At 54.1% G+C, this 16,101-nt stretch carries 17 protein-coding genes and 1 tRNA gene; 8 read left to right on the top strand and 10 right to left on the bottom strand.

Translation table 11 applies throughout. From position 1 onward, the window contains the following. Window positions 1-36: 36 nt before the first annotated feature. From nadD to Q0V70_RS07005, 4 genes are read left to right on the top strand one after another with little or no spacing between them, the layout of a single operon-like run. Window positions 37-783 carry a nicotinate-nucleotide adenylyltransferase gene (nadD, locus tag Q0V70_RS06990; RefSeq protein WP_311497536.1) on the top strand — a complete coding sequence of 249 codons (747 nt, stop codon included), beginning with the start codon at window positions 37-39 and terminating at the stop codon, window positions 781-783. Continuing rightward, window positions 780-2,795 (top strand): hypothetical protein, encoded by a 2,016-nt coding sequence (locus tag Q0V70_RS06995; protein ID WP_297590066.1) that lies wholly within the window; start codon window positions 780-782, stop codon window positions 2,793-2,795. Before nadD ends, Q0V70_RS06995 begins: the two co-directional genes overlap by 4 nt. Then, a complete protein-coding gene (gene rsfS, locus Q0V70_RS07000; RefSeq protein ID WP_297590068.1) occupies window positions 2,792-3,250 on the top strand; it encodes a ribosome silencing factor in 459 nt (152 codons plus the stop codon). Before Q0V70_RS06995 ends, rsfS begins: the two co-directional genes overlap by 4 nt. A gap of 53 nt (window positions 3,251-3,303) precedes the next feature. After that, window positions 3,304-3,939 (top strand): histidine phosphatase family protein, encoded by a 636-nt coding sequence (locus Q0V70_RS07005; protein WP_297590070.1) that lies wholly within the window; start codon window positions 3,304-3,306, stop codon window positions 3,937-3,939. Here Q0V70_RS07005 and Q0V70_RS07010 read toward each other — a convergent pair. Further along, a complete protein-coding gene (locus Q0V70_RS07010; protein WP_297590072.1) occupies window positions 3,929-4,201 on the bottom strand; it encodes a hypothetical protein in 273 nt (90 codons plus the stop codon). The two genes, Q0V70_RS07005 and Q0V70_RS07010, sit on opposite strands and share 11 nt — an antisense overlap. 255 nt (window positions 4,202-4,456) lie before the next feature. On the opposite strand from Q0V70_RS07010, the gene Q0V70_RS07015 reads away from it, so the two are divergent. Together Q0V70_RS07015 and Q0V70_RS07020 are read left to right on the top strand one after the other, a co-directional pair. Then, entirely contained in the window at window positions 4,457-4,642 is a 186-nt protein-coding gene (locus Q0V70_RS07015; RefSeq protein ID WP_295027682.1) for a sodium:proton antiporter, read from the top strand. After that, window positions 4,639-5,289, top strand: a complete 651-nt coding sequence (locus Q0V70_RS07020; protein ID WP_297590075.1) for an alpha/beta fold hydrolase — start codon at window positions 4,639-4,641, stop codon at window positions 5,287-5,289. The genes Q0V70_RS07015 and Q0V70_RS07020 overlap by 4 nt, the downstream gene beginning before the upstream one ends. A gap of 173 nt (window positions 5,290-5,462) precedes the next feature. Here the strand turns inward: Q0V70_RS07020 and Q0V70_RS07025 are convergent, their stop codons facing one another. From Q0V70_RS07025 to Q0V70_RS07040, 4 genes are all read right to left on the bottom strand, one after another. Further along, window positions 5,463-5,741 (bottom strand): DUF2283 domain-containing protein, encoded by a 279-nt coding sequence (locus Q0V70_RS07025; protein ID WP_297590077.1) that lies wholly within the window; start codon window positions 5,739-5,741, stop codon window positions 5,463-5,465. Window positions 5,742-5,795: 54 nt separating this feature from the next. Then, window positions 5,796-6,041 carry a DUF4258 domain-containing protein gene (locus Q0V70_RS07030; protein WP_297590079.1) on the bottom strand — a complete coding sequence of 82 codons (246 nt, stop codon included), beginning with the start codon at window positions 6,039-6,041 and terminating at the stop codon, window positions 5,796-5,798. Between the two features lie 5 nt (window positions 6,042-6,046). Then, a complete protein-coding gene (locus Q0V70_RS07035) occupies window positions 6,047-6,442 on the bottom strand; it encodes a DUF6941 family protein (protein ID WP_297590081.1) in 396 nt (131 codons plus the stop codon). Between the two features lie 341 nt (window positions 6,443-6,783). Next, entirely contained in the window at window positions 6,784-7,047 is a 264-nt protein-coding gene (locus tag Q0V70_RS07040; RefSeq protein WP_297590084.1) for a hypothetical protein, read from the bottom strand. A 242-nt stretch (window positions 7,048-7,289) separates the two neighbouring features. Here Q0V70_RS07040 and Q0V70_RS07045 point away from each other — a divergent pair, with 242 nt between their 5' ends. Together Q0V70_RS07045 and Q0V70_RS07050 are read left to right on the top strand one after the other, a co-directional pair. Beyond that, window positions 7,290-8,051, top strand: a complete 762-nt coding sequence (locus tag Q0V70_RS07045; protein ID WP_297590086.1) for a hypothetical protein — start codon at window positions 7,290-7,292, stop codon at window positions 8,049-8,051. Beyond that, window positions 8,041-8,517 (top strand): type II toxin-antitoxin system VapC family toxin, encoded by a 477-nt coding sequence (locus Q0V70_RS07050; RefSeq protein WP_297590088.1) that lies wholly within the window; start codon window positions 8,041-8,043, stop codon window positions 8,515-8,517. Before Q0V70_RS07045 ends, Q0V70_RS07050 begins: the two co-directional genes overlap by 11 nt. Before the next feature lie 400 nt (window positions 8,518-8,917). Here the strand turns inward: Q0V70_RS07050 and Q0V70_RS07055 are convergent. From Q0V70_RS07055 to Q0V70_RS07075, 5 genes are all read right to left on the bottom strand, one after another. Continuing rightward, a tRNA-Ala gene (locus Q0V70_RS07055) sits at window positions 8,918-8,990 on the bottom strand. 181 nt (window positions 8,991-9,171) lie between these two features. Further along, window positions 9,172-11,193, bottom strand: a complete 2,022-nt coding sequence (locus Q0V70_RS07060; RefSeq protein ID WP_366126862.1) for an InlB B-repeat-containing protein — start codon at window positions 11,191-11,193, stop codon at window positions 9,172-9,174. A 66-nt stretch (window positions 11,194-11,259) separates the two neighbouring features. Then, a complete protein-coding gene (locus Q0V70_RS07065; RefSeq protein ID WP_297590091.1) occupies window positions 11,260-13,602 on the bottom strand; it encodes a hypothetical protein in 2,343 nt (780 codons plus the stop codon). A gap of 196 nt (window positions 13,603-13,798) precedes the next feature. Continuing rightward, a complete protein-coding gene (locus Q0V70_RS07070; protein WP_297590093.1) occupies window positions 13,799-15,355 on the bottom strand; it encodes an ATP-binding protein in 1,557 nt (518 codons plus the stop codon). A gap of 42 nt (window positions 15,356-15,397) precedes the next feature. After that, window positions 15,398-16,081, bottom strand: a complete 684-nt coding sequence (locus Q0V70_RS07075; RefSeq protein ID WP_297590095.1) for a winged helix-turn-helix domain-containing protein — start codon at window positions 16,079-16,081, stop codon at window positions 15,398-15,400. Window positions 16,082-16,101: the final 20 nt, after the last annotated feature.

Consider the following 16,101-nt stretch of genomic DNA (forward strand, 5'->3'; position numbering starts at 1 on the left):
GTCATGGAGTCTCGCTCGCACAGATGCGTTTGGGCGTTGGATTCCGACAATTCGGCAAAGCCCTATCAGCGTCGGCGCCGTATTGGCGTGATGGGCGGCACTTTTGACCCGATTCACCACGGTCACCTGGTGGCAGCTTCGGAAGTTCAGGCGGTCTTCGGCCTTGACGAAGTTATTTTTGTGCCCACTTTCATGCAGCCGTTTAAGCTGGGACGCCCGGTCACCGAGGCTGAACACCGCTACCTGATGGCGGTTATCGCAACCGCTTCTAATCCGCGGTTTTCGGTGTCTCGCGTGGATATCGACCGAGCCAAAACGACCTATACGATTGACACTCTGACTGACCTGAAAGCCGCTTTAGGCGACGTGCAACTATTCTTTATCACCGGGGCTGACGCGATTTCTGACATTATGCGCTGGAAAGACATCGACCAGCTGTTTGAACTGGCGCACTTCGTGGGGGTAACTCGGCCAGGACATTCCTTTAATCCCGCTAACCTCCCGGCACAGCACGTCTCTCTGGTCGAGGTTCCGGCCATGGCAATCAGTTCAACTGACTGTCGGAATCGGGTAAAATCACACCAGCCGGTATGGTATTTGGTACCCGAAGGCGTTGTTCAATATATTGCTAAATACGGACTCTATACTGACGACACGCGATTGCAGTCGGATCCGCGAGAGACGTCATATGCCGTTCCCAAGGCGGCTTTGACGGCGGCCGCGGTGAATGACGCGGCTCAGCCAGAAGGTTCAGTGATGAATTTGTCGAGAGGGGGACTGTGAGCGAGGGCAAGCCGAGGCCGCGACCCGTGCCGGTACAGGCGGTCAATCTTCCGGGCTTGGGAGCTAGCGCCCCCCGGCCGGGACAAGTGTTGCCCGGTGCCGGTTCGACCGGTCCCGCTCTGCAGGTTCCCAATACTGCCCAGGCCGTGCGTGCTGTTGACAAGGACGGGGCTTTGACCGGCATGATTCCGGTAGTTGGCAAGGCTCAGGCCGTCAGTGCTGCCGGGCCGCAAGTCGCCGGTGTCCAGCGTCCCCTCGTGCGCGGCACTACTCCGGTGGTGCCCGAAAAGCCCGCAGTTCCGGTCGGGAATCGTCCCGCGGATACGGCGGTTCGCCAATTGCCGACACCGGGAACTCCGGTGCCCCCTTCCACGACGGGCATGATTCCAACCATAGCGCCGAACTCGACAGGCTCCGCGCAGATTCCCCCGCCCCGAGCGAACCCACCTGTTCCCGGTAGCGTGTCCCGGCCTCTGCCGTCTTCCCCGGCGAGTTCCGCCCCGGCAGGTTCTGCCGCGGCGAGGCCGGCGGTACCTGGAGGCAGCTCAAATCCGCCAGTTCCGGGATTTTCACGACCCGGCGGCTTGCCAAAACCGGCCCAATCGTCAGCCACGTTACCGACCTCACGACCGAATCCGCCGGTGCCGCGTCCCGGCCAGATGGAAGCCGCACCGACACGCCAGCCGACTCCACCGGAAACTACACCGGCACAGCCCGGAATGCCCGGTTCACGCCCCGCGAGCCCCGCGGCTCCCGGATTGGCGCCGGATGCCAAGGTTCCGGGAATGATGCCGGACTTCGCGGCGCGCCCGCCCCTGTCAGCTGGACGACCCGGACAACCGACACCGCCGCTTGCTCAGGCGGGAGAACCTGGACAACCGGCACAGTCGCCAACCCAGCCATTACAGTCGCCAACCCAGCCGGGACAACCCGGACAATTGCCTGGGCAGAGGCCAGGCCAAACCAGTCAACCCAATCAAATCAGCCAACCTAATCATCCGGGGCAACCGGCACAGATGCCAGGCCAACCAGGGCAACCTGGGCAATCGCCTGCCCAGCCGGGACAACCTGGGCAACCGGTCCCGGGTCAGCCCGGTCAGCAGCCTGGTCAGCCCCATCAATCACCACAACCTGGGCAAATGCTGGTCCAGACTCCGGGAGCTCCCTCAGGCGATCCCCGTATGGCAGGCCTGCCGGGACAGATTCCCGGCCAGCCCGGAATGCCGGGACGTCCGGGAATGCCTGGTCAACCCGGTCAGATGCCGGGACAACCGGGCGCTCCCTACGGAATGTGGGGACGTCCGAATCCTTACGGCCGCCCGGGGATGCCTGGCCAGCCGGGGATGCCAGGTATGCCAGGAATGCCGGGCTATGGGATGCCCGGAATGCCATATGGTCGCCCTGGAATGCCGGGTATGCCGGGTATGCCGGGTATGCCAGGTATGCCGGGTATGCCGGGCTATGGGATGCCCGGAATGCCTTACGGCCGCCCCGGAATGCCGGGAATGCCCGGCCGACCAGGAATGCCTACCTTGTGGAATCCACAAGAATCCCGCTCGTCACGCCGTGAAAGCCTGGAACAGGCCGAGGCTCGACAGCTCCAAGAGCTCAAAGAAGCCGAACAAAAGTTTCACGAGGCCGATGTTGAGGTTTTGCGTAAGCAACTCGGCGAGGACATCACCGATGAAGAACTGGAGAACATCGACTGGGAAGAGTTCGAATTCGAGGAGTCCCTCACCGAACGTTTGATTCGCAAGTCCGGGCGTTGGGGCGAAACTTTGCTGATGCTGGGTCAGGCGGCTCGCTGGGCGTTGGTCGTGCTGGTGACTGTCTTGGTCGTGGGCATGCTCATCTTCGCTCTGGACAAGAACGCCGCGGTGACGTCTGCCTCGGGAACTACGCTAGAGACGGAAGCCACGCTGAGCGCAGCTACGTCAGACCCTCCAGCCGCCACGCCAGGAGATGCTCTCCTGTCTGATTCCACGACCGAAATGGGGATTTTTTCTGTATGAGTGCTGACGCTAAGTCCATCGAACTCGCCATAGCAGCAGGTCAAGCAGCAAAATCGAAGAAGGCCACGGAGGTTATCGCCCTGGACGTTTCCGAACGCCTGGTGCTGACCGACATGTTTGTGCTGGCTACGGGCAATAACGACCGTCAGGTGCGGGCCATTGTCGACGCTGTTGACGAGGCGATGACGAAAGCTGGTTTAAAGTTGCTGCGTCGTGAGGGCCTGGAGCAGGCTCATTGGGTTTTGCTCGATTACGGGATGATTGTGGTGCATGTCCAGCAAGAGGACGACCGGCAGTTTTACGCGTTGGAACGTTTGTGGGCCGATGCGCCCCTGATTGAGGTGCCCGATCCGGAGGAACCGGCCGCTCAGACTGACAGTCCCGCTCCGTCCAGCCCCGCGCTGACGCCCGAACCCGTCTCTCCGCTGGACCTCATCGGCGAGGACTTTTCATAACGCTGGCCGGCAGGGACAACAGTAACGGGTCGACCGAACAGGAGGACAGGGCAATGACGAAAACCTTGGTGATGTGGCGGCATGGACAAACCGATTACAACAAGCAGCACCGGATTCAGGGACAGATTGACATCCCCCTCAATGAAACGGGAATAGCACAGGCCCAAGACGCCGCAGTCGGGTTGGCTCGTTTGCCCTTCACAAGGGTGGTCTCCTCACCTTTGGGCCGCGCTCTCGATACCGCCCACGCGCTGGCCGACCGGCTCGGCTTGTCTGTGGAAGTCGACGAACGTCTGATGGAACGGGCTTTTGGGGCTTGGGAAGGGCTCAACGCCACGGAAATTAAAACGGGCTGGCCCGATGATTTCACCTCGTGGCGCGATTTTGGCGACCCTGACCCAGCGACTACCAACGTGGAGCCGCGCCGCGAGGTCGGCCAGCGAGTGTCTCAGGCTTACCGCGATTGGGCTGACAAAATTGCTGATGGCGAAACGATTTTGTTTGTTTCCCACGGGTCTGCCACCTCGCAGGGAATCGTGACTTTGCTGGGACACGACCCGGCCCAGTGGCATGGGCTGCGCGGTTTGGACAACTGCCATTGGGCGGTGATTCAGTCCGAGCATCGCGAGCCTTACTGGCGGATTGATTCCTATAACGTGGGTGTGTCCGACACCGCGATTAATGGGTAGTCGTTCGGTCGGCTAGCGCATCTAGCATGTCTTGGTAGTATTCCTCGTCGAAAAAGGGTTTAAGAGCAAGGATTTCATCCAACATGTCAGCAGGAATGTCTCTTGACGAGTTCTCTACCACGGCACTTATTCCTGCATGTGCAGCGAACGTTCCATCATTGTCGATGAAACTGTTCATGTCCTCTAGTTCTTTTTTGGTAATCACATTTCTTTCATACATGTGTTGGAGGACAGCTCTTGTTTCCGCTTCGCCTTCATCCATGTGCAGCCCTCCTTTCTTCAGAAACCGGTCACCCTTATTTTACTGCGTTCCGGAAGCGTCCCAGGTTTTACGCAGCTTTGTTTAGTGGCTTTACTAGGTGTGGTTCATGCGACCGTGCCGAATCACCCTGGGAAAGACATACCGCCAGGAACCATACGAAACATCAAAAAATAGTTAGCCGGCACTGGGGAAAGGATAGCTCTCACCCACTTATGGGATAATCAGTGAAAACGCTTCCAGGGGGAGAGGACTCTTATGGAAAAGAAAAATGTGCGAACGCGTAACTGGCTGCTGTTGGCAGCAGTTGGACTGTTGCTTGCGGCTATCTGTTTTGCTGTTCTCGGTGTCACGCATGTGGTTTCGCCGGTTACCGCTATCGGAAATGTCGCCGGTTTCCTGATTACCAGCCTGGTTGTAGGGGTTCTCGCGGTGCGTAAATGAGTGATATTCCCAAAGTCGTATTCTTGCACGGGTTGGGTGAGACCTGTGAGGTGTGGGATTCCGTAGTCAAGCAGCTGGCGCAAACCGAGTGCGCAGCTCTCGAGGTTTTAAAATTAAAATCGTCGATGGCTGACTGGTCACTAGAGGGCATAAGTAACGAGATTGCTGATACGCTCACGGAACCTGTTCACTTGGTCGGGCTCTCACTAGGTGCAGTGATAGCTTTACAAATCGCCATCACTCACCCTGACAAGGTCGTTTCGTTGTTTATTTCGGCTCCACAAGCCAAGTTGCCCCAACTGTTGATGAGCCTGCAGCGCGTGCTGATGCGACTGTTGCCCGCAAAATGGGTCTGCCCACCGCAGCTGAGTAAAGCTGAGCTTTTCGGGGTGCTCGATAGCTTGAAATATTTAGACCTCACTTCGCAGCTATTAGCTTTGCGGATGCCGGTAACTGTGGTTTGCGGTAGTAAAGATAAAGCGAACATGCCGGCGTCGCGTAAAATCGCTGGGCTTATTCCTGGAGCTCGCTTCGCGGTCGTTCCGGATGTGGGGCATCAGTGGCACGTTACGCATCCTCAACTATTTGCTGAATATCTGCAGCGTGCCGGGACTGCTCAAGAACCAGCTCGACAGCACGATTCCTAAACTCCTGCGAATACTTCCTAGGCGTAAAACAATCCTTTCAACAAACTAAAAAACCTAGGAACAAAACCCGGGACGCTTCACTTTCGCGCTCAAACTATGTGAGGCACCACATCACCCTCGCGCTCAAAATACGTTAGGTATGCCGAGCCCTCGGCAGAACAGGGTCTAGTAGATTATGTGAAGAGTAGGTCTCGGGTGTTGCGTGGCGCGGTTACAGTCGCGTCAGTGCCAATGGTGACATGAGCCAGGTAGCTGTTTAGCGTGGGCTGTAGCTTAGCAAACTCGTCGGCTACATCGGAATGTACATGATGTTTCTTCAGTAAGTCGGCGGGTACCTTTTCATCAAAATCCAACAATTCCAAACCAACAACTATGCCCATCGCGTCAATGTCGAGAAGCATAGTCTCGGAGAGTTGAATGGTACGGGCTACCGGATTCGATGAAAGCCTCATGTAAGCGACACCAAGGGTCATATCAATTTCAAGTTTTACCTTATTTTCCATGATTCACCCCTCATCTTCGAAAAACGCCGTAATGACAGTATAAGGCCCCTGTTCATCAAGTGGTGGCCGTATGACAACGGATAAAACCCTCTCGTCTTCCAGAACCCCAGTGTAACGCATTCGGTCCGGTGAGTCACCAGGAGCCGAGAAATAATGATTGCTAAGCACCTGCTTGATTTCAGCTATTGTGACACCACGAGACTTCATGCGCTCGCGCGCGTGAGAAATAAAGATTAAATCGACGTCCATACTGTTCAGGACTCCAGCACTAGGTTGAACTTAAGCACGCGCGATTTCTCACCATCCACTAACACATGAATAACATAAAGTCCCTCATTCACAACGGGCAGATTGAATCTGAAAGAAAACAATACACCGGTCTTACCGTCATAATGTGCCGCATTTTTCGTAGGCAAGTCAACATCTGCAGCAGCTATAGCATGCCCTCCAGGAAGTGCAACTTCTATGCGCAGGGGTATGGTCTGAGCTTTTGCATCTGCACGAATACGGCCAGCCAGTGAAAACTCAATCTGCCGCTGCTGTTTTGGAACTCTCATCGAGGTAAAACTGGCATCCAAAGCGGTCAAGGAACCACCACGAATTGCCGCATAGCTGGCGAGGAAAGCGTAATCAAGTTCGGGTTTGCGCATAAAGCGATTATGCCACACCGTGAGAGGAAGAACAGGCAAGCAAAGACCTGCTTTCTACCGTCAACCTGAAGCAGACCCGAACTCCTACTTGTCAAGATTGGGCAGGGCTTGCAGCTGCCTGGGGCTGCTCAGCGTTGGTGTTTGTTTCGGGCATAGTTAGGCCTCCCTTTCGGAGTAGTTATTGGCCACCAGAAAAACCCCAAACCTTCGTGTCGCCTGGTGTAACAACACACCCCTCCTAAAGGGGGCTGGTTGGGTAGTCGAGGTATGCCCCGGATAAGCGGGCATAAGAAAACCGCCCTGACGCTATGTCAAGACGGTTGCTGATGAGGTTTGTTTGGTTAGACGCGCTCCTGCAACGCATCTAGCATTTCTTCATAATATCCCTCTTCAAACACTGGTTCGAGGGCGAGGATTTCGTCAAGCAGTTCTGAGGGAATGCCATTTGGGTCATTCTGTACCACAGCGCTTATGCCTGCAATTGCGCCAAGAGTCCCATCCTCATCGATGAATGAATTCATGTCCTTGAACTCTTGATCAGTAATGACCTTTTGCTGGTGCATATGCTGGAGAACCAAACGTATTTCCGCTTCGCCCTCATCCATGTCCAGCCCTCCTTTCTTCAGAAACCGGTCACCCTTATTTTACCGCGGGAATGCTGTATTCCAACGTCTTAGCTCCGCCGGAATTCGCCACGGCGATACTTGTGGTGTGTTCTACTGTTCCCAAGGGCGTTGGGGGAGAACCTCACGTAACACGGCGCGAAACGTGGGGGTTAGTAGTTGCGTGGAACCCCTGTCGTCGGATCGATATTATGGTTCAATTATCTTGGAAGGCGGTGGGGAATATGTCTGAGATGCGTTTACGACTGGAAGGCGAGCCGGGTACTATACCGGCAAGTGAAGTCGGAAAAATGCTCGAGCGTGCCAGCGATTTGGTGAAATCGGTCGAGGGGGGCGAGCGCAGCGAACCCGTGGTAACGAACTTGTGCATTGGCTCAGCTGAAGCCGTCCTAGAGATTCCTGACCTGGCGGGAACCACCATTGATTCTGGGCTGGATATGTTGGTACACGGTGGGAAGGCTCCGACCGGCTGGACGAATCGTAGTCTTAGGGCTGTGGATGACTTATCAAAACTCCGTGGAGGTAAGGGCGCGAAAACCGGGGTTATTTTTAACATCGGGGACTTGCCGGAACGGGTAATTACACCAGAGATAGGAAGGATAGCGTCGCAAGTCAAGATTGAACCTGATACTGCGCTCACCCAAGTGAACGGGGTAATTTATTCGTACACGCACCGCACACCTGATGCACCTTGCCAGATTAAGCTACGCCTTGAGGGGTCGCCGACTGTCACGGTGACTTTACCGGAATCATTGGCAAACTCTGCGCGTGGTCTTATAGAGCAGCCTGTCGAGGTTACGGGAGTTGGTGTTCGCAGCGATGACGGCATGAGCATTGTTTCCCTGGAAGCCACCTCTATTGAGCCTGATGACTACTATTGGGATGGTGAACCCATTGATGCGCGTGAACTTGTAGGGATTTGGAAGCGCGCTGCTAACGACAGCGATTCCGTTTCCTTGGTCAGGGCGATGCGCGATGCCTGGTAAATACTTAGCAGTAATCGACACCAGCATACTTGTCTCACTATTCCTCAATGAGACCGCAGACAATCACGCCAATCGAGCCGAACAAATCGTCAACGAAAACAGAGAGACACTGGTGTTACCGTCCCTTGTCGTTCTTGAAATTATTGCTAACAGCGACTTGAAACTTGCACAATCATTGGATGCTCAGGCAAGGAATGAAGCCGTGCGGGAAACTCTCCGCAAGCTCGCCAAGCTAAAACTTCGCACGGTCGACTTGACACCTAAAGTTTCAAGAATAGCCGCGAGACTGATTCCCGATTGCAATATTAAAGCCCCCGATGCAGTCGTGGTCGCAACCGCCCAAGCATTCGGAATCCCTACTGTCTATACATGGGACCAGAAACTCATTAACGCCACCTCGAAACTTGGCGAAATTACTAAGGTCACGGAACCGCCAATCATTGCCCAACCCACCTTGGGCATCTGAACATCTCTCTCATTTCGCATCAGAACCAGTAGCTGCGGGCGCGGGTCTGGGCGTTGTTGTCGGCCGTGGGTAGGCACTGAATCGCGGAACGATTCGGGGCTAAAGGAATGTGAACTGGGTTTTATGCGGGTGAAATGGGTGGTTTTTGGGGTGGTTTTTGCTTGATTTTCTGGCTCGCAAAAGGTCGTTAGCTGCGATTTTGGGTTTGTGGTGGAGCATAGGGAATTCCACGATTTTCTGCGAAAATCGTGTCACGCTCGGAATCTTCGGTTCCTCGCGCTGGCACCTGAAAACGCAGTCGCGTTTTCGGGCGGTGCCAGCCCTCTCGGGTTCGAATCCCCTATAGAGTCTTTAAATGTTTGAAAATCCGGGGACTTGCTGTCCTCGGATTTTCAAAATGTGGAGCATAGGGGATTCGAACCCCTGACCTCTTCCATGCCATGGAAGCGCGCTACCAACTGCGCCAATGCCCCGAAGTGCCTAAACAGTATATATAAACCGGGCGGTGACAGCAAATTAACGGCGTGCCTGACCTATATCGGCCGCGCAAGGGGTGTGGGTGGGGGCAAGGTGGTGTGTGGCCGGGGGCATTGCGGTAGCACGAAGGATCGCACGAGGCCGGGGGCGCGGGGTTGGGGCGCTTAGAGCATAGTCCTAGGCCCGGGAGCCCTTGGCACGCTTCCTGCTGATTCGTAGGATCAAGCCACCGGTGGCGGTAAACAATACTGCCGCGTATAGGTAGAGCAGCGAATTGGCTCCGGTCACCGTTGTATCAAAAGCGTTCAGATTGTCCTGCGGATTAGGCTGATTGGGCACGCCCGGGGAAGCCGGTGCAGACGGCGTACCAGGGGTGCCAGGCGAAGCCGGTGTGCTGGGCTGACTGGGTGTACTCGGCGAGGCCGGTGTATCGGGCTGGTTTGGCGTGCTGGGCGTAGCCGGAGAAGCCGGAGTACTTGGCGAGGTGGGGGAGGGAGTGGGTGAAACTGGGCCCGTGGGATTTCCTCCCGGGGTGCCTGGAGTTCCCGGGGTGCCTGGTGTGCCAGGTGTGCCAGGTGTCCCTGGAGTTCCCGGAGTTCCCGGTGTTCCCGGAGTCCCCGGAGTGCCGGGGTTTCCACCTGGGGCTGCGCCAGAGAATTGCGCAGTAAAGACATAAGAAGCCTCGGTGAGCGGAGTGTCAGTAAGTGGATCCTTATCCCACTTGTCGAAACTCTTTTCGGAATCCGGAGTCACATAGTGTTTATTCGGATCACGCGTTCCTGCCAACTGTTGGGGGATGGGAAGCTGCTTCGATTTAATACCGTTGAGGACATCGTAATGTAATTCTTTGATGGGGTTCCCAGCGCCGTCCTGGCCAAAGGAGCCGCCTTCATCGGCCTTGAAGGTGACTCGGACATATCCGCTGGGAGTTGCACCACCCTGTGGCACTTCGAGGACTCTGACATCCTGATAAAAGAAGGTGATTTCATCGGAACCGGTGCCGTTAATACCGATTAGCTTATTGGTGTTTTCATCTACATCGTAAAAGAGCTGTTGCTGCGGCGCGGAGGTGAGTTTCCACCCGCTAATCGGCTTGTAGTTCCGTGCATCATAATGTCTTGCCTTACTGACAACATTATCAGACGCAAGGATGCTGTATTTTTTAATAACTTCCTGTTTCGCAGCTGGGGTAGTGGCTTGTTTCCATTCAGCCTGGCCTCTGTCGTCCAAGTAGTTAACCTTGTAGTTGCGGGTCCGGAAAGGAATATAGAAATAGTGGAAGACATTGTTAGCGTAGTTGGGATTATCTACAAGGTTTCCAGTGTTGTCCATAATTTGTTTCGGCTCAACTTTGAGCATTTGGAAACCGGTGTTATCGTAATGCATACGGTTGTTGTATTCGGTGTAGAGTTTCTTAAGCTGCGAATCTTTAGTTTTCTGCAGTTCCTCATCTTGGGCCAGGAGCCAAGTCTCGCTTAGTTGAGAAGCGTATGACACCGCATAGTGGCCGGCTCGTTCTTTTAAGGGTATGATTTTAGCAGGAATATTCGGGTCGATGCAGTATTGGCTATCCAAGAAGTGGTGATACACCAGTACCTTTTCGAAATTTCTTTTCACCCAAACTGCCCGCAGATAAATGGGATCCACCACATCATTTCCAAAAGAATACAGCTCGGGGACGATATATCGCTTACGATAAGAATTATCAAAATCGTTGGTGTAGTTGCCCTGGGGGTCTTTTTTGTAGTGTAACACTTCCCATCCCAGGAAAGAATAATCGCCCCGCGTGGGTTTTTTAGGCGCTACCAGTTTTTGCCGATGCAACACGGTGAATACCTGTGGGTCACTTGGAGCAGCGCCCGGAGTAACGGTCTTCTGAGGGTAGTTAACTTTACTGGTAGGGTCGCCGGGTGTCTCCTGGATAGTTTTTTGCTCTGTCGCGAGGTATTTGGCGTCAATTGAATCTAAAGTGCCACCTGCCGGGTCAAAAGTGACCTTCCACTTATAGTCAGGTTCTTCCCACTTGGCGTAGAGGACCAGGTTGTGAGCGGGCATGGTTTCCTCGCTGTTAAAAACCATTTTCTGTCCGGCAGGGTCCAGGGCCCAGCCTTTGAATACCATATTGGGCGCGAGTCCGGCGGGTCGTTTAACTTGATAGTTTCCCTCGCTATCCTGTTCTAAAAGATCCGTTAGACCCATTTCTACCAAAGTGCGAACGTCATCCAGATTCAAATCCTGTAAAGGCTTTTTATAAAAGATATCTGTCTAATTGCTTGCATTATATTCGCTGTCAGCTTTGATGGTGGCGGGGTCATTATTGAAACGCAATTTATACTTATTACGTTTATAATAGAAACGAATATAACCATTTTCCCTGAATTCGTCGACTCCGTCAGCGTCACCCCACTCATCGGTATCATTGTAAAAGTATTTTATAAAATTCAAACTACCCTTGGTGACCTCATTTCCGTAAGGGTCTATTACCTTTTCCTTGGGGAGAGGTGTTATGTCATCCCGCTCGTCGTTCTTGTCTTGAAGCGCCTCTTCGTCCAGCCGTATCGATTGCACACGATTCTCGTAAGGGGTAAAGCCTTGGACTACCGGAGCCGGATGTGTATAGGTATAACTACCCGTATCAGCCTTGCTTCTATAAAGGTCGTAGTCTATAATTTTATTGTATTTTTCTTTCGGATCCATGCCAGCATGCCAGTTTGGATTTTCTTCGAAGCCATCCATCCAAAAATCCATGTGGTGCGGAATAGCCTGCCAGCTTGGGTCACTTGAACCCGATTGCCAGATACCAAAGGAAAGCGTCGTGAAAGTTGGTGGTGTAGCCTTCCAGTTAGCATTTATAATGACACCGGCGCCTGCGTCAATGTCACTGGTGTAGCCGCTCTTTTTGGTGTAATTATCATTGTCTAAGAACTCTTCAGCCGTTAGCCGGTAAGGAGGAGTGTCGCGGTAATCTTGGGTTGGTGTAGTGTAGTTCAGGTCCCACCCAAAACTTTGTTTGTCATCAGTAAATCCCTTGGTTTCTAAGGCGTCATTCGGCCAGTCTAACAGTCGCTGGTTAAATCGGGCCGTGAAGTGGTAGGGGTGTCCTGGCTCCCCTAGTTTTTCGCCATGTCGCCAAATTTCAGGATAGAAAGTAGAATCATTACCTCTAGCGTTGGATTTCGTAAAGTACAGGTCATAGACCTGTCGGTCGAAATAGATGTTATAGACGGTCTTGCCGGTAGCGGAAACAGGCTTTACCAGGTTTGCAGCATTTGGATCAGCGTTTTCGCTATTCGTTAAATCCTTATTGTACTTGTAGAACTTATTGAGATATAGGAAGGAATATCGACCACCGAATTTATCCCCACGCCAAATTTTAGCTAAACGATCTTTATCCAAGTCGGGGAATTCCACCCCTTCGATGGACTCTTTCTCCAGATTCGGACGGTAACCTGTGGCCTTGTTCCGGTACACGTGAGTGCCCACGAATTCATACTTTTGTAAGAGCGAAGCGTTATCAGCATGATCAGCTTTTTCCGTCCAAAATTGAATCGCATAATCAGCCTGCGGATTATCATCCCAAACCGCGGTGAACTTTATATGTTGGGCCGGCATAATTAGTTTGGCGTTTAGATCTTTGAGAGGGGCTCCGGAGCTGCCGTTAATGATTTCATTAGCCCTAAATGTAGTTTCTCTCCCATTCAAAGTGCCTTGCAAATCGACAGATGGCTTCCAGCCTTTTAACTTAGCTCCAATTTTGGTGGGGATATCAGTGCTCTTGATGGCGGGAATTTCTTGTCCATAATACAGGGTACGACTGGGCACCGCAGTCCCATCCTGGGTGTCATATGTCACAGCAAAGTAGGCGCGATTGTAACGCATTTCCACGCTGCGATTTTGCTGCGTAATTAAAACCTTCATATGTATGTCTTCGGGCACAAAACCAGCTATCTCATCATCAGGTAAGATCTCGATTTCAGGCTGGGAACCAATTGGTCCGCTTTGTTTTTTGATAATGTCGACGTTCGTTCCCGGCTTTCTACCATATTCATTAATTTTTCGTAATTCCTGAAACACGTGCTTTACCGTAACGGTTCCAGGATGGCCTTTATATATATACGGTTTTTCCGCCTGGTGAACTTTTCCATATTCATTGTCACCCGTAGTGCTCCCGGAGGTTTTGGCGGCATTCACGACACCTTGGTAGTCGATGTGGTATTGATTTATTGGCTGATTCGTACTATCAGTAGGCATACCATAGCCGGGGAAAAACGGTAGCTTGATGGTCTTATCGACTTTGCCCTGTTCTTCTGGGGTAGCGTCTGCTCCCACGGTGGCTACGTAGGGTTGGTAGTTGACGATATTTTCTGTACCTTTTGGAATCATATAGTCGCTACGCAGGGTGTAAATCTCTGGCTGCGCCGGATTCGCAATGGCATCCGCCGCGGATTTACCCGTCGGCACCTGTACCGGTTCCGCGCTCAGAGACTCCGGAGGTGTGCCGGTTTCAGCGGCACCAGCCTCCCAGGGCGGGGAAAGAATTATCGCCCCCGGTAGTACCAGTGCCAGCGCCAGTATCCAAGACACGGTTTGCTTAATGGAAATTCGCATGGGGACTCCCTACCCTCAACAGCAACATTTCGCCTGCTTTCCGGAAATCTGTGAAAACACTACCGTGTTCATTCTATCTGTCCCTACCCTGAAAAACCAGCTTACCCTAACCTTCAACTATGACACGCGCCCACAGGCAGTCCCAGGCCGCGCCCCGAATCAGCGACGCGGTTCCTCCCGCCCACCGCCGCCAAACTCAGGCCGCGTCCGGGAAAGTCACTTCGATGCGCGTGCCCTTCCCGGGGGTCGAGTTCACGGTAATCTCCGCCGAATGCAAGATAGCGGCGTGTTTGACGATAGAGAGCCCCAAACCGGTACCCCCGGTCTGTCGCGAATGGGACTTATCTACCCGATAAAAGCGTTCAAACACGCGCTCCTGATCCTCGTAAGGAATCCCGATACCCGTGTCGGTCACAATCAGCTGAGGCCTGCCCAGATGCGTACCCGCCCAAACATCCACCTCACCGCCCTCGCGATTGTACTTAATCGCGTTGTCTACCAGGTTATACACCATCTCACCCAAGAGCGGCTCCACCCCGGTCAGCGTCGTGTGCGAACCGGACAGTGTCAGCTTCACATCGAAAGACGCGGCGCGAGGCTGCAGCCGCTCCACCACCGTGCGGCACAAATCAAACAACTCGACCTCCCCCGCTTCTGCCGGCAGACCGCCCTCGTCCAGCCGGGACAGCTCCATAATGTCGCCAATCAGGTCCAGCAGGCGGGAGGACTCCTGGTGAATGCGCTCGGCAAAACCCGGAATGTCCTCGTCCTTCACCAAACCGTTACGGATAATCTCGGCATATCCCGAGATAGAGGTCAGCGGGGTCTTCAACTCGTGAGACACATTAGCGGAAAACTCGCGGCGAGAACGCGCGGCCGCTTCCTTATCCCGATTTTGATGTTCCAGACGTTGCAGCAGCGGCAAAAACTCGGGGTAAATCGGGACCGTTTTGTGGTCCTTACCGTAAGCCTGGAGCATATCGTGGGGGAGGGGAGGCTCCGCCGACTCAGAATGGTTCGGCTCGTCGTCCGGTTTCGTGTCGGTGTAGGCGCCCGAGCCGAAAACCCCTCCGCCGCCGAAAACGCTGGAGTTTCCGAACACCCCGGTGTGCCGCCCAATCTCGGGCAGCCGGTCGCGGTCATAAGGGGTGCCCGAGAGCGGGTGGTTCAGGTCAATCTGTTCCAGCGGCTCGACAATGAGGCGAGCCTGACGCCGTGCAATCAGGAAAGACAGCCCGAACACACCTAGGGCCATGCCGCCCAAAATCGGCAACCCGGACAGGGCCGTGGCATAGAACGTGCGGACGGGGCGCGCCACCCGGACGATTTTGCCCGACGGGATAGCCCGCGCGTAATAGCACATATCCTCGCTGAGAGTGTCAGAATCACGCACCACGATATCGGAGCCCAACCCGTGTGCTTTGCGTTTATTGGCAGAGACAATCTCAGGCCGGCTCGCGTGGTTGGACATCTGGGCGGCGGGTACTTCGGAATCATAGAGAACCTCGCCGTCACCGGCTACCAACGTCAGGCGAACCCCGGGGGTCTGGCGATGGAATTCGGTGAGCATCTGGATCTGAATGTCGTCGGTATGGTGTTCCAGGCTCAGCGCCAACAGGTTGCCTTCCTCGGTCAGGGCATCCAAAATGTTGGTGCGATTGACCCCATAAAAGAACACGACAGAGCCGACATAAGCAAGCACCAGAGCTAGGGCAGAAATACTTGAGATAGCCCCCAGAATCTTGCGTCGCATATAATCTCCCTTGATTCGATGGCGATTACGCTAACAGCGCCCTCATTCGGAAATCTTGTAGCCGACGCCGCGCACGGTTTCAATGTGTTTTGCGGCCGGGCCGAGTTTCTTGCGCAGCGTGCGAATATGCACATCGACCGTGCGCGTCTCGCCGTGGAAACTGTATCCCCAGATGGAATCCAGCAGTTTGTCGCGGGAAAACAAAATCCCCGGCTGGCTCATGAGTTCCTCTAACAGTTGGTACTCCTTTAGAGTCAGCTTCACCTCCCGGCCCTCAACCGCGACCGTGTGGCGGGGAAGGTTCAGGTCAATAGTGCCGATGGTGAGGATTTCCTCGTCCTCAGCAGTGGGGTCGGCAGGACGAGCCACGCGGCGCAGCACCGCCCGGACTCGTGACACCAGCTCCATCATGCCAAACGGTTTGGTGATGTAGTCGTCAGCCCCCAAGTCCAAGGACTTGACCTTGTCGAACTCGGCGCCTTTCGCTGTAACCATGATGACCGGAATGCCCTCGGTTTCAGGATTAGCCCGAATCCGGCGCAAAATCTGGATACCATCAACGCCAGGCAGCATAATGTCCAGCAAGATCATTTCCGGGAGCAGCTGCGCCATCGCTTCGCGAAATTCCCGATAATCAGCGAAGCCCCGTGCGGTAAAACCGGTGGAACCGAGGGTGTAAACGACCAAATCCCGAATGTTCAGGTCGTCCTCGACAAAATAAATCACACTTCCATTATTCCAGGGAG

Source organism: uncultured Mobiluncus sp. (assembly GCF_947087965.1).
GTDB lineage: Bacteria > Actinomycetota > Actinomycetes > Actinomycetales > Actinomycetaceae > Mobiluncus.